13 protein-coding genes and 2 tRNA genes are annotated in these 12,350 nt (G+C 65.0%); 10 read left to right on the top strand and 5 right to left on the bottom strand.

The genetic code is table 11. The features are described from left to right. Positions 1 to 39: 39 nt before the first annotated feature. On the bottom strand, positions 40 to 876 hold the full coding sequence (locus LWE61_RS13020) for an EF-hand domain-containing protein (RefSeq protein WP_234150617.1): 837 nt from the start codon (positions 874 to 876) through the stop codon (positions 40 to 42). Positions 877 to 1,111: 235 nt separating this feature from the next. Between LWE61_RS13020 and LWE61_RS13015 the strand changes: the two genes are divergently transcribed. From LWE61_RS13015 to LWE61_RS12995, 5 genes are all read left to right on the top strand, one after another. Beyond that, the gene (locus LWE61_RS13015) at positions 1,112 to 1,528 is read left to right on the top strand and encodes a GtrA family protein (protein WP_234150615.1); all 417 of its coding nucleotides are present in this window, start codon (positions 1,112 to 1,114) and stop codon (positions 1,526 to 1,528) included. Between the two features lie 165 nt (positions 1,529 to 1,693). Next, entirely contained in the window at positions 1,694 to 2,953 is a 1,260-nt protein-coding gene (locus LWE61_RS13010; protein ID WP_234150608.1) for a glycosyltransferase family 2 protein, read from the top strand. 4 nt (positions 2,954 to 2,957) lie between these two features. Continuing rightward, on the top strand, positions 2,958 to 3,902 hold the full coding sequence (locus LWE61_RS13005; protein WP_234150606.1) for a glycosyltransferase: 945 nt from the start codon (positions 2,958 to 2,960) through the stop codon (positions 3,900 to 3,902). A 1-nt stretch (position 3,903) separates the two neighbouring features. Further along, entirely contained in the window at positions 3,904 to 4,533 is a 630-nt protein-coding gene (locus LWE61_RS13000) for a class I SAM-dependent methyltransferase (protein WP_234150601.1), read from the top strand. A 13-nt stretch (positions 4,534 to 4,546) separates the two neighbouring features. Next, on the top strand, positions 4,547 to 4,927 hold the full coding sequence (locus LWE61_RS12995) for a GtrA family protein (protein ID WP_234150599.1): 381 nt from the start codon (positions 4,547 to 4,549) through the stop codon (positions 4,925 to 4,927). Between the two features lie 12 nt (positions 4,928 to 4,939). Here LWE61_RS12995 and LWE61_RS12990 read toward each other — a convergent pair whose 3' ends face one another. The 3 genes from LWE61_RS12990 to LWE61_RS12980 all read right to left on the bottom strand — a co-directional run bounded on the left by LWE61_RS12990 (position 4,940) and on the right by LWE61_RS12980 (position 7,808). Next, positions 4,940 to 5,761, bottom strand: coding sequence for a 2OG-Fe(II) oxygenase (locus LWE61_RS12990; RefSeq protein WP_234150597.1), 822 nt, complete (start codon positions 5,759 to 5,761; stop codon positions 4,940 to 4,942). Between the two features lie 58 nt (positions 5,762 to 5,819). After that, positions 5,820 to 7,529, bottom strand: a complete 1,710-nt coding sequence (locus LWE61_RS12985; RefSeq protein ID WP_234150596.1) for a hypothetical protein — start codon at positions 7,527 to 7,529, stop codon at positions 5,820 to 5,822. A 205-nt stretch (positions 7,530 to 7,734) separates the two neighbouring features. Then, positions 7,735 to 7,808 (bottom strand) — tRNA-Gly (locus tag LWE61_RS12980). Positions 7,809 to 8,000: 192 nt separating this feature from the next. Between LWE61_RS12980 and LWE61_RS12975 the strand changes: the two genes are divergently transcribed. The 4 genes from LWE61_RS12975 (at position 8,001) to purQ (ending at position 11,177) form a co-directional block, all read left to right on the top strand. After that, positions 8,001 to 9,248, top strand: a complete 1,248-nt coding sequence (locus tag LWE61_RS12975; RefSeq protein WP_234150595.1) for a LysR family transcriptional regulator — start codon at positions 8,001 to 8,003, stop codon at positions 9,246 to 9,248. 132 nt (positions 9,249 to 9,380) lie between these two features. Beyond that, entirely contained in the window at positions 9,381 to 10,160 is a 780-nt protein-coding gene (gene purC, locus LWE61_RS12970) for a phosphoribosylaminoimidazolesuccinocarboxamide synthase (protein ID WP_234150593.1), read from the top strand. 106 nt (positions 10,161 to 10,266) lie between these two features. Next, positions 10,267 to 10,500 carry a phosphoribosylformylglycinamidine synthase subunit PurS gene (gene purS / locus LWE61_RS12965; protein WP_234150591.1) on the top strand — a complete coding sequence of 78 codons (234 nt, stop codon included), beginning with the start codon at positions 10,267 to 10,269 and terminating at the stop codon, positions 10,498 to 10,500. Between the two features lie 5 nt (positions 10,501 to 10,505). Further along, on the top strand, positions 10,506 to 11,177 hold the full coding sequence (gene purQ, locus LWE61_RS12960; RefSeq protein ID WP_234150589.1) for a phosphoribosylformylglycinamidine synthase subunit PurQ: 672 nt from the start codon (positions 10,506 to 10,508) through the stop codon (positions 11,175 to 11,177). A 62-nt stretch (positions 11,178 to 11,239) separates the two neighbouring features. On the opposite strand, the gene LWE61_RS12955 is transcribed toward purQ, so the two are convergent. Further along, positions 11,240 to 12,019, bottom strand: coding sequence for a queuosine precursor transporter (locus LWE61_RS12955; protein ID WP_234150588.1), 780 nt, complete (start codon positions 12,017 to 12,019; stop codon positions 11,240 to 11,242). Between the two features lie 114 nt (positions 12,020 to 12,133). Between LWE61_RS12955 and LWE61_RS12950 the strand changes: the two genes are divergently transcribed. Continuing rightward, positions 12,134 to 12,210 (top strand) — tRNA-Arg (locus tag LWE61_RS12950). Positions 12,211 to 12,350 lie beyond the last annotated feature (140 nt).

Here is a 12,350-nt window from a genome sequence, read left to right as displayed (position 1 = left end):
GCCCCGGAAAGCAAGTCCAGGGCCGGGCGGGACGGCGGATTACTTGGCCGGAGCCTTGTTTGGGGCCGTGTTCGGGGCCCTGCCTTCCGGCGCGGGGCCGCCATGGTGGCCCCGGAAGCCACCCCGCCATCCGCCCCGCAATCCACCGGCGGCGTCGCGCTCTGCGGCGGTGATCTTGCCATCATGATTGCTGTCGATCCGATCGAACAGGGCGAGCGGGCGCTTCACGAAGTCGGCCTTGCTGATGTCGCCCTGAACGCTGCCATCGCGCCCACCGGCAAAGCCATCGCCGAACACGCCACCGGGGCCTTTGCCCCAACCGCGCGCGCCATGACCACCATGGCCACCATGGTCGCCCCAGCCGCCACGCCCGTGACCGCCCTGATCCCGGTCGCCCCGGCCTTCACCGTGCGGACCGGCATCGGGGCCGCCATCCGGTCCCTTGCCGAAGCGCGGGCCACCGGGCGGCGGGGGCGGGGCGCCAGCGTCCTTGCCGGATGCCCCTCCCTTGCCCGGCGCGTACTTGCGGTCGTGTGCGGCGCGGAACTCGGCGGGGCTGATCTGACCATTCTTGTCGCTGTCGATGGCGGCGAACCGCGCGCCCAGCCTCTGGTCGCGCAGCGTGTCGCGCTGCGCCTGCCGCTCGGCCGGGGTGATGATGCCGTTGCGGTCGGTGTCGAGCGCGGCGAACCGCTGGTCGAGGGCGGCGGTGAATTCGGCGCGGGTGATGACCCCGTCCTTGTTGCTGTCCAGCGCATCGAGGACGGGGTGGCCGGCGCGCGTTGGCGGCGGTGCGACGGGCGATTGCGCCAGCGCCGCAGCACCCCCGGCCAGCAATGTCCCGGCGGCCAGTATCGAGAGAAGACGGTGATTCATGAACCCACATCCTTGTGCCTGAAAGATATGGCGCAGACAGGCTGCGCCGCTGACATCTCCTCTAGGGCTGTATTGTATCAGGCGATTGTCGCCCGCCCGGATATTTGTCGCAAAATGTAGGGGCGGGGACTGTCTTTCGGGCCATCTGCTGTTAACCGGCTTTGGCTATGATTGGCCTGTCGATTCCATGGGCGGATCGACTCTCTGGGCAAGAGGCATTGGATAGTTGAAGGCCATGCGTTTCCTTTCGCCGGTCCACCGCGACCTGTTGCGCTTCACCCTGTTGTCGGGTGCCTGCTGGCTGGTCGACATGGCTCTGCTGCTGGCGCTCACCTATGCGGGCTGGCACGCGGCGGTCGCCAATATCGCCAGCTCGCTGATTACCGCCGCCATGGTCTATCTGCTGTCGTCGCGCCATATCCATGACGGCAAGGCCGGTGTCGCCTCGCCGCGTCTCATCCTCTATCTGGTCTATACGCTGCTGGTGATCCTGATCGCGTCCTGGCTGATGGCGATCCTCGTTCATTGGCTGGAGGCCGCGATGCCCCTCCGGCTGCCCGGTGCGGTGCTGGTGGTGGTGGCAAAGGTGGGGGTGACGCCGCCGCAACTGGTCGGCAATTTCTTCATGTCGCGGATGATCGCGCGCGCCTGATCCGCGCAACCCACCCCCTGCCGAAAAACCGCTGAATCCACGGTCTCGCATGGCGCAGGGGGCATCGGCCCTCCCTCGAAACCATGCCCCGTCCAACCGCCGGTTTAGGGAAGGGTTTACCATTTCCCTTTACAGCTTGGTCCCGACCATCCGGGGAATGCATTCATGTTTCAGTCCAGCAAGGCTGTCTTTACAGACGCAGCCGCCGTCGACGTCACCATTTTGATGCCGTGCCTCGACGAAGTGCAGTCGCTTCCCCATTGCATCGCCAACGCGCATGAGGCGCTGCGTCGCATCGCCGACGCTTATGGCATTACCGGCGAGATCGTGATCGCGGACAATGGCTCGACCGACGGCAGCCAGGCGCTGGCGACCGCGCTGGGCGCGCGGGTCGTGCCGGTGGCGGAGCGGGGCTATGGCGCGGCGCTGATCGGCGGCGGTCATGCCGCGCTGGGCCGCTTCATCCTGATGGGCGACTGCGATGGCAGCTATGATTTCACCGACGGCGTGGCGATGATCGGCAAGCTGCTGGACGGCCATGCGCTGTGCATGGGGTCGCGCTTCGACGGCGGTATCGCGCCGGGGGCCATGCCGTGGAAGAATCGCTACATCGGCAATCCGGTGCTGACCGGCACCCTCAACCTCTTTTTCCGCGCGGGCATCAAGGACGCGCATTGCGGCCTGCGGGCGATCCGCAAGGATAGCTTCCTGCGCCTCAACCTGTCGGGCACCGGCATGGAGTTCGCCAGCGAGATGGTCATCAAGGCGGCCCTTCTCCGCCTGCCCATCGCGCAGGTTCCGGCGACGCTCTCCCCCGACCTGCGCGAACGGCCGCCGCATCTGCGCCCGTGGCGCGATGGCTGGCGGCACCTGCGCTATCTGCTGATGCTGGCCCCCAACTGGCTGTTCGGCGTTCCGGGCCTGCTCGCGGTGCTGCTGGGCACGATCATCATGGGTCAGGCGGCCCTGCAATATGGTCGTCCGGGCAGTTTTCCGGCGGTGGGCGATTACTGGACGATCATCGGTTCGGGACTGCTGACCGTCGGCCATCTCGCCCTGCTGCTGACGCTGGCGGGACAGGTCTATGCGCTCAAGACCGGATACCGTATGCCCGGACGCCTGTCCCGCACGGTGACGCGCGTCGCGACGCTGGAACATGCGCTGATCGCGGGGCTGGCCAGCCTGTGCGCGGGCGGCGGCGTGCTGGCCACCGTCTATGCGCAATGGGTGGGGCGTCATTATGGCATGGCGGACAATATCTTCCTGCCCACGCTGGGCGCGCTGCTCGTCACGCTGGGCATCCAGACGATGCTGGGCGGTTTCCTCATGGCCATATTGGGCGGCCATCAGGCGCGTTTCCTCGCGTCCGCGTCCCCCGCGCCGACCGGGCTGCCGGACTCCTGGTCCCCGACCATCGGGGCCTGATCGCATGGCCCAACCCTGGCTGTCCGTCATCCTGCCGGTCCATGGCGGGGCGCGTTATCTGGCCGCCACGCTGGACAGCGTGCGCGCGCAGCGGACCGACGGCATCGAATTCCTGCTTTACGACAGCAGCCCCGACACCGCATGCCGGGATATTGCCGCGCGCTACGCCGCCGATCTGGACCTGCGCCATATCGCGGTACAGGACGTGCTGCCCTGGCCGGAAAAGACCGACCTGGGCGTGGCGCAGGCCGCGGCCCCCCATGTCGCCATGCTGCATCAGGATGATCTGTGGCTGGCGGGCCATGTCGATGCGATCCGCGCCAGCATCGCCGCCGCGCCGGACGCCGTCATGCATGTCGCGGCGTCGCGGCTGGTCGATGACCGGGGCCGGGACATCGGCCAGTGGTCGCCCCCCTTCGCCCCCGGCCTCCTGCCCGGCGCGCTATTCGGGCGGCGGTTGATCGTGCAGAATTTCCTCGCCATTCCCTCGCCCGTGGTGCGGCGCGACGCCTGGCTGGCGGTGGGCGGCATGGACCATGCGCTGTGGTACACCGGCGACTGGGATCTCTACCTGAAACTCGCCCGCACCGGCCCGATCGCGGTGCGCGCGCGCGCGACGACCGCTTTCCGGGTGCATGGCCAGTCGCTCACCATGACCGGCAGCCGCGATGCCGATGCGTTGCGCGGCCAGTTCGACCGGGTGCTGGAGCGTCACGGCCCCGAATTCGGGCTGAACCGCGACCGCCGCCTGCGCGCGCGGGCGATGGCGTCGGTGGACATCAACTGTGGCCTTGCCGGAACGGCGGCGGGGCAGGGCGGTTCGCTGTGGCCGACGCTGCGCCGCTTTCTCGGCCTCGGCCCCGTCGACGCCCTGCGTTATCTCTATGAATCCCGTATCCTCGAACGGGCGGCCCCGCGTTTGCGGGCGCGCCTTTGCGGAGTATTGTGACATGCCGCTTGGTTCCACCGTTCGCGCGATGTTCGGCCCGCATGAACGACGGGTTTCCGACCTCTATCGTGGCCTCTTCCTCGACCTGGACGATTATGCCGCGAAGATTGCCGGCTGGTCGCCCGGTGCGCGCAAGATTCTGGAGGTCGGCTGCGGGGAGGGGGCGGTGACGGAAGTGCTGGCCCGCATCTTCCCGCAGGCGGACATTCTGGGCATCGACATCACGCCGCGCGTGGGACGTCTCTATGATGGCCCGCGCGACCGGGTGGAGTTCCGGGTCGCCGCCGTGCAGGACGTGGCCCGCGACCATCCCGGCGCATTCGACCTCATCATCCTCTCCGACGTCATGCACCATATCCCCGTCGCCCTGCGCGCGGAGATCGTGGGCGCCATCGGGCAGGCGCTGGCCCCCGGCGGCCGCTTCATCCTGAAGGACTGGGGCAAGGCCGCGACGCCGATCCACTGGCTGTGCCATGCGGGCGACCGCTGGCTGACGGGCGACCGGGTCAGCCATCTCGTCCCCGATCAGGCAAAGAGCCTGATCCTCGACCGGCTCCCGGCGCTGCGCTGCGTGGAGGAGGGGCATATCGCGCCCTGGACGAACAACTACACGCTGGTTTTCGCCGCGTGACGGTCTTTGCGGCATGACGGGGCGGCGGGAGCCGGGCCGCTACCTGCTGGTCGGTGCGGCCTGCGCCCTCTTCAACAATATCATCCTGATCGGCGGGGATGCGGCGGGGCTGCATTATGCCGTCTCGGTATTGCTGACCTTCGTGCTGATGCTGCCGCTGAGCTATCTCGCCCATGCATCCTGGACGTTCGACGCGACCGTCAACTGGCCCGCGTTCGGCCGGTTCCTGCTCGGCTCCCTCAGCAGCCTCGCCATGGCGACCTTTGCCGTCGGCCTGTTCCACGACGCGCTGCGCCTGCCGATGGTGCTGGCCGCGCCGGTGGCGACGGTCGTCATGACCGTCTATAATTTCCTCATGACCCGCTGGGCCGTCCGGCGACGCCAGCGGTCCTGATCGCGGCCCTGCCTATCCCTCGCGGCCCCGGTCATAGACATGCGGGTTGGTCCATTTGTCCCCCAATATCCTGAGCGCGGCGGTGCGCAGCGCATTGTCCGCCCGCATCACCAGATCCGCCGGAACCTGCCCCGGTTCGCCGCGGAAGGATGTCGCATGGAAATACTCCTCCGCATCGGGTGACTGGCGGGAGAAATAATAGTTGGAGACGCAGCACCGCCGCCCGTCATGCCGCACCTCGTTGACCGAGTGCCAGGACGCCTTGTTCGTCACCATGATGACCAGGCTGTTGAACCGGCTGGGAAAAGTCCGCGCAGGACCACGCGGCCCCTCATCCCACAGTTGCAGGGAGCCGCCAAATTCCTCCCGCCAGTCCGGCGTCACATAATAGAGCAGGTTCAGCACCCGATACCGCTGTCGCTTGCGATCGTGCGAATTGTCGAGATGGGGGCGCAGATAGGCTCCCTTCGACATGGCGCTGATCCCGCCCGCATAGAGGTCGACATCGGGATCGAGCCCCTCCAGCCCCGTCAGCCGGGCGATCAGTGCAACGATGCGCGGGTCTTGAAAGGCATAGACAATCTCCTCCAGCAGTGGATCATAACTATTCATCTGTGCCGCCACATGCTTGTTTTCCTTGATGGATTTCTTGAGCATCATGCGGTCGGACTGGGGAAAGCGGTCATGGATCTCCCGCGCCAGCTCGGGCGGCAGCAGGTCGTCGATCTGGCAGGACGGGATCTTGCCCGGCGTCTGGAACGCGCGCGCGAGGTCATCCACGACCGGCTCCAGCCGCGCCGCGATCAGGTCTGCGATTTCGGTGCGAACGGGCAATGGGGCACTCCTTTGCCGCCATTCTCGCCGATCATGGTTAACAACCGGTTGCAGGGCGTCAGGGCCGCCGCAGGCAGCGCGCATCCCCCAGCGTCCCGACCAGCGCCCGGAAGCGTGGGCTGTCCTCCGGCAGGGTCGGCGCGAAACCGGCGTGGTGCATGTCGGCGCGCGTGACCAGCGATAGCGTGCCCCGGCGGCACAGTTCGGCCAGCATCGGCGCCGTCATCGTGCGGGAGGAGAAGCGCAGCGGGTGATTGTCGAGGTCGGGCCGGTTGCGCACATGGTCTATCGCATTGGCGGTCCAGCGCCCGTCTGTGCTGGGCGAGACGCTGGTGTCGATCAGTACGAAATCGCTGCGCCGCGCGGCGATGGTCCGTTCCAGCGCGACATGCGGCGCGACAAAGCCGTCCACGCGCGCCAGCAGCACCGGCATCGCGCCCAGCAGCGTGGCGGCGCTCAGCACCCAGACTAGGCCATCGGCCTTCGTCCCGATCCGGTCGGCCAGCCTGCGATAGCCGAACCCGCCCAGCAGCGCGAAACTGCCCAGCAACTGGTGCAGATAGCGGTATCCCCATCCATGCCCCTGAAAAGGCAGGATAAAGCTGATGAAGACCAGCAGCAGGACCACACCCCACAGCAACGGCCCGGCCACGCCCCGGTCCCGCCAGCCCAGCGGCAGGGCGGCGACCAGCAGCGGCAGCAGCGCCAGATTCTGCCAGGCGACGAACCGCAACAGGTTCAGGATCATATAGGGGATGGTCAGCGGGTCGCGCTCGACCAGCAGCGGCAGCACGCGGCGGACGAAGAAATTGTCCGGCGGCCCTGCGGCTCCGTGTGCTGCAACCCCGCCCGCCGCTGTCGCCGCCCAGTGGGAATAGCCGACCCAGCATCCGGTCATCGCCAGATAGGCGGCGCCATAGAGCAGCACCAGCCGCCATTGTCCGTCCCGCAGGCGCCACAGCAGGAAGGGGGCGACGAACAGCGGGTGAAAGACGATCTGGTGCAGCCCCATCGCCACAAATCCGGTCAGGATCGCCACGCCATGCCCGGCCCGCCCGCCGCGCAGGAAAGCGGCCAGCCAGACGAGGTTCAGCGCCATATGGGCGGTCATCGCATAGGTCGTCATCGCGGTGACGAGCATCTGCGTCGACAGGGCATAGATCAGGAAGACGACCCAGCGCGCCCGGACATCCGCCCCGAACGCCCGCTTGGCAATGTCATGCAGGGCGAGCGCGCCGACGAGGACGAGCATGGGGTTGAAGAAGGCCGGATCGGCGATCCTGGAAAAGGCCAGCCGCAACCAGGCGTTGGCCGGCAGATAGTCGGAAACGAGGGCGAGGGGATTGTCCATCTTCGCCAGAAAGGCGGGCACCAGCGTCTCGGCATAGGCGCGCCATGCGGGGGCGAGGGGTGCCGCGATGCGGCCCTTGTCGAACACCGCCATGTCGAACACGACCATATGCTCGTCCCGCGACAGGGGGAAATCGCCCATCAGCGCATGGCTGCCCCAGCCCAGCAGCGCGACCAGGATCCCGCCCGACAGGATCAGCACGGGGCGAGGGGGCAGGCGATCGGGCAGCGGCAGGCGCGGCGCGAACAGGATGGTCAGGATCAGCAGCGGCGGCAGCGCGATGAGGATGGGCAGGTCCTGGCTCTGCACCTGATACAGCGGGAAGATGTCGCTGGTGCCCCGTGCGATCAGGCTGACCATCAGGCCCAGCAGAACGGCCGCGAGGCAGATCATCCCTGTCGTTCGATGCTGGCCCATCGCTTGCCTCTCCCTATCCGGCGCGTCTCTGTCCGGCGTGGGATGCGCCGGGCGGCCCCACAATCCCGGCCTGATTCCGTCCCGTAACAGAATCGATCATGGACGAAACAGCCACCGCTCACCGGGGGCATTTCGCGCCAGAAGGTACCGCAGGTTCCTGCGGAAACAGTCTCATCAAAATGGGGTAAATGTCTGAAAACATTATTGGAGCGGGTAGCGGGGATCGAACCCGCATCACAAGCTTGGAAGGCTAGTGCTCTACCATTGAGCTATACCCGCGACACCAGATGGCGTGGCGCTCCATTGCCACCGGCCATGCCCCTGCGTCAATCCGCTTTTGTTCGCTTTGGCCACGGAAAAATGCGGCTTCGTGCCGGTGGCGCGCTGGTGGTGGGCCGGTTGCGCGTCGGTTACTGGCATCGGGTGCGGCGATCCTTGCCCTCTGCGGGCCATCGCCCTATGGCTTGCTGCATGGAACGACCGACCATGCGCCAGCTCGAAATCTTGGCCGAAGTCGCGCGCGTCGGCACCTTTCGCGGGGCCGCGCGGCACCTCGGCCTGTCGCAGGTCGCGGTCAGCGATCATATCCGGCAACTGGAGAGCCGCCTCGGCTGCGCCCTGTTCGTCCGCAATGTGGGCGGCAAGCCGACCCTGTCGCCATCCGGCAAAATCGTGTTGGAACATGGTCGTAACGTCTTGTTTGCGTGCGATTCCTTAATCTCTGCGGCGCGCGGCGCGGCGGGCATCCCGGTGGAAACGGCGGGGGAGGTGGGGGACGTGGCGCCTCCCGTCCTGCTCGACTACGACATGGACCTGGAGCCGGTGGAGGCCCTCGTCTCCTTCGACGAAGACTTGGTGTTGGAGGAACCGGAACCCGTCGCCATCCCGAAGCCCCGGCGCAAATCACCCAAGGTCGAAACAGTCGATTTGGTTGGTCAAGTTGTAACGGTCAGCCTCTTCGACGCGGTCAAGGACGTCCCCTCGCCGCAGGTTCCGTCGCCTCTTGTCGAAGCAGAACTGGTCGAGGTCGTAGAGCTGGAAGCACCGCCCGCCGCGATCGAACCGGTCAAGCCGGAACCTGTGGAGGCCGCGCCGCCACTCCGCGAAAAGCCGATCACCGTCGCATCCCACCCCGCGATCCTGTCCCGTTTCCAGGACAAGCTGGCCGCCGCGCAGGAAGCCTTTCCCGAACGGCCCATCGCCGTCGATTTCGCTCGCTTCACGCCGGAAGCCGTTGCCGCGCCGCTCGCCTCCGGCCGGGTGGACATTGCGCTCTTCTACGCGCTGGGCGAAGTACCGGGCATGACCTCCGACTATTTGTGGAGCGAGAGCTGGTCCCTGTTCGCGCGGGCGGATCATCCGCTGGCGCAGGCCGACATGCTGACGCTGGCCGATTGCGTGGACATGCCGGTGATCCTTTTCGAGGATAGCAATCCGCTCCGCGCCCTGTGCGAGGCTTGTCTGGTCAAGGTTGGGCTATGGCCCGCGCCGACCGTGCTGGAGACCGATGATTTCGCCGCCATCGCCACGGAACTGCTGGAATATGGCGAGGCGGTGTTCCCGGCCTTCGGCGTCACCGCGGCGCAATTCGCCGCCCGGCCGGGGTTGAAGCGACTGGCGCTGGTCGAGCCATTGCCGGGCGTGCAGGTACGCCGCGCAGTCGGGCCGCTTTCGGATGAAGACCCCACAGTTTCCGCGCTGGCCGGGCTGCTTGGTTAGGGCATGACGCGGGATGAATTGAAACCTGCGTCCGGCTGGTCTATGGGGGCACCTCAGTAGCCCCGGCCCGCTGATCCGCTGCGATTCGCGTCTCCGGGGCTTTGTTTTTCCTCCTGATCGAGTAGGCACAATATGGCGCGCCGCCGGCAGATTTACGAAGGCAAGGCCAAGATCCTTTATGAAGGACCGGAGCCGGGCACCATCATCCAGTATTTCAAGGATGATGCGACCGCCTTCAACGCGCAGAAAAAGGGCACCATCTCCGGCAAGGGCGTCCTTAACAACCGGATTTCGGAACATGTGTTCACGCTGCTCCAGCATATCGGTGTGCCGACGCACTTCATCCGCCGTCTGAACATGCGCGAGCAACTGGTGCGCCAGTGCGAGATCATCCCGATCGAGGTCGTGGTCCGCAATGTCGTCGCAGGCTCCTTGTCCAAGCGTCTGGGCATTGAGGAAGGCACGCAGCTTCCCCGCACGCTCATCGAATATTATTACAAGGATGACGCGCTTGGTGACCCGATGGTCACGGAGGAGCATATCGCGTGCTTCGGCTGGGCCGGACAGGAAGAGATGCACGATATTGCCGATATGGCGATCCGCGTAAACGACTTCATGAGCGGCATGTTTGCTGCCATCGGCATCCGACTTGTCGACTTTAAGCTGGAATTTGGCCGTGTCTTTGACGGCGAGTTCGCACGGGTTATCCTTGCCGACGAGATCAGCCCAGACGGCTGTCGCTTGTGGGACATGGAAACGGGTGAGAAGCTGGACAAGGACCGCTTCCGCCGCGATCTTGGTGGCGAAGTCGAAGCCTATCAGGAAGTTGCCCGCCGTCTCGGTCTTCTTCCCGAAGGTTTGGACACCGACGTGCTCGATTTGGAATCGCACCGCAAGAAGCGGGGCAAGTAAGCAAGCTGTCTTGCGGTTCGATGTCGGCGCTCCTAGAGCGTGCCGCATCGAACCGCATCACCCCAGCCTGATCGTCAGGCCATTTTAAGCTAGGACCAGTATCGCCATGAAGGCCCGGATTTTCGTCACGTTGAAGCCCGGTGTGCTCGACCCGCAGGGCAAGGCCATCCATCACGCGCTTGCCGGTCTCGGCTTTGACGGGGTGAATGACGTCCGTGCGGGCAAGGTGATCGAACTGGATCTCGCCGACGATACCGGTGACGCTGCCATCGACGAGATGTGCCGCAAGCTGCTCGCCAATACGGTGATCGAAAATTACCGCATCGAGCGGCTGGGCTGATCGCCATGAAGAGCGCGGTCATCGTCTTTCCCGGTTCCAATTGCGACCGCGATCTAGCCGTCGCCTTTCGCGAGATCAGCGGGCAGGAACCGGCCATGGTCTGGCACGGGGATAGTAAGTTGCCGGACGGTCTGGACATCATCGGTGTGCCGGGTGGCTTCTCCTATGGCGACTATCTGCGTTCCGGTGCGATGGCTGCGCGTTCGCCGATCATGCGTGCGGTCGCAGATGCTGCGGCACGGGGTGTCGCGGTAATCGGCATCTGTAACGGTTTCCAGATATTGACCGAAGCGGGCCTGCTGCCGGGCGCGCTAATGCGCAATGCCGGCATCAATTTCGTGTGCCGCAACGTCCAGTTGGGCGTGGCCAACAACCAGACGCTCTTCACTACCGCCTATGAGGCTGGCGAGGCGATCAGCGTTCCCGTCGCGCATCATGATGGCAACTATCAGGCGGATACCGAGACGCTGGATCGTCTGGAGGGCGAGGGCCGTGTCGCCCTGCGCTATCTGGAGACGGTGAACGGCTCTGCCCGTAATATCGCGGGTATCGTGAATGAGAGTGGCAATGTGATCGGCATGATGCCGCATCCGGAGCGCGCCATCGACGCGCGCCACGGCGGCACCGATGGACGCCGTTTGTTCGACAGCATCCTGTCGCGCTTCGTCACCGCCTGAATGTTGGCATCGACCAGCGTTAAAGAGTGATTAATTCGACTGAACTATTAGAAAAATCACTCTTAAATACTGGTCTTGAAAGGCGAGAAATTGGTGTTCTCGTCATAGATGTCGAGGCCCTCCCGCTTTTTCAGCCAGCCCACCACCAGATAGGTGACAGGAGTCAGCACGACCTCCCAGCTGACTTTCAACGCCCAGTTGGTGACGAGAACGGTCAGCACCTGATCGGTCGACCACACGCCCAAGAAGGCGAGGGGGTAAAATATCAGGCTGTCGACGCCCTCGCCGAAGATCGTCGACCCTATGGTTCGCGCCCAGAGCGCCTTGCCCGCTGTCCAGACTTTCATCCGGGCGAGCACATAGCTGTTCACAAACTCACCCGCCCAAAAAGCGGTGACGGACGCACCGACGATCCGCCAGGTGCTGCCAAACACCGATTCATAGGTGGCCTGGCAGACCGCGCCGGGGCTGCTAGCCTTGACGACTGCGGAGAAGGCAGCGGCGTCGCTCGCAGAGCAGCCCCATTGATTGAACGCGGGCATGGCGACGACGATCGCACTCATCACCGCCATGAACAGCATGGCAAAGAAGCCTGCCCAGACGCAGCGACGCGCCCGGCCATAGCCATAAACTTCGGTCAGCACGTCGCCCAGCACATAGCCGATGGGAAAGAACAGGATGCCCGATCCGAAGACGAAGCCATTGACGATGCTGAGTTTCGCGGCGCCGATCAGGTTCGACAAGAGCAGAATGGTAACGAAAGCCGCCAGCGCAAAATCATAATAGCGCATGGGACGCCCAGCGAGGGTGGCGGCATCGACGGCTGTGGGATGGTTGCTCATATGGCGATGCATATCGCACGATATCGCCTTTGCAAACGAGCCGTAATGAATCCGTGACGAAGTGGCACGAAAGCCGTTTGCCGCCTGTCTGGAATCCTCTATGGGCGATCAGGCGCGCCCGTAGCTCAGCTGGATAGAGCACTCGCCTTCTAAGCGAGCGGTCACTGGTTCGAATCCAGTCGGGCGCACCATTTCCAGAGGATGGGTCAGCTCGGATTGTGCGAACGAGGCACCTTCTCAGGCTGGAGGTATCAATACTTGATAGTACAGGGCGGTGTCCGCTCCCAAGCTCCTTTGCATCATTTACAGGAAAATGGCCGTCCAGTAGAAT

It is taken from the genome of Sphingobium sufflavum, assembly GCF_021403115.1.
Taxonomy (GTDB): Bacteria; Pseudomonadota; Alphaproteobacteria; order Sphingomonadales; family Sphingomonadaceae; genus Sphingobium; species Sphingobium sufflavum.
The sequence above is the reverse complement of the archived record's forward strand: the minus strand, read 5'-3'. Positions and strand labels throughout refer to the sequence as shown.

Excerpts from the sequence above, each read along its gene's own strand:
- LWE61_RS13000 (WP_234150601.1), top strand. The coding sequence starts at position 3,904 with ATGCCGCTTGGTTCCACCGTTCGCGCGATGTTCGGCCCGCATGAACGA.
- purQ (WP_234150589.1), top strand. The coding sequence starts at position 10,506 with ATGAAGAGCGCGGTCATCGTCTTTCCCGGTTCCAATTGCGACCGCGAT.
- LWE61_RS12975 (WP_234150595.1), top strand. The coding sequence starts at position 8,001 with ATGGAACGACCGACCATGCGCCAGCTCGAAATCTTGGCCGAAGTCGCG.
- LWE61_RS12995 (WP_234150599.1), top strand. The coding sequence starts at position 4,547 with ATGACGGGGCGGCGGGAGCCGGGCCGCTACCTGCTGGTCGGTGCGGCC.
- LWE61_RS12955 (WP_234150588.1), bottom strand. The coding sequence starts at position 12,019 with ATGAGCAACCATCCCACAGCCGTCGATGCCGCCACCCTCGCTGGGCGT.
- LWE61_RS13005 (WP_234150606.1), top strand. The coding sequence starts at position 2,958 with ATGGCCCAACCCTGGCTGTCCGTCATCCTGCCGGTCCATGGCGGGGCG.
- LWE61_RS12985 (WP_234150596.1), bottom strand. The coding sequence starts at position 7,529 with ATGGGCCAGCATCGAACGACAGGGATGATCTGCCTCGCGGCCGTTCTG.
- LWE61_RS13015 (WP_234150615.1), top strand. The coding sequence starts at position 1,112 with ATGCGTTTCCTTTCGCCGGTCCACCGCGACCTGTTGCGCTTCACCCTG.
- purS (WP_234150591.1), top strand. The coding sequence starts at position 10,267 with ATGAAGGCCCGGATTTTCGTCACGTTGAAGCCCGGTGTGCTCGACCCG.
- LWE61_RS13020 (WP_234150617.1), bottom strand. The coding sequence starts at position 876 with ATGAATCACCGTCTTCTCTCGATACTGGCCGCCGGGACATTGCTGGCC.
- purC (WP_234150593.1), top strand. The coding sequence starts at position 9,381 with ATGGCGCGCCGCCGGCAGATTTACGAAGGCAAGGCCAAGATCCTTTAT.
- LWE61_RS13010 (WP_234150608.1), top strand. The coding sequence starts at position 1,694 with ATGTTTCAGTCCAGCAAGGCTGTCTTTACAGACGCAGCCGCCGTCGAC.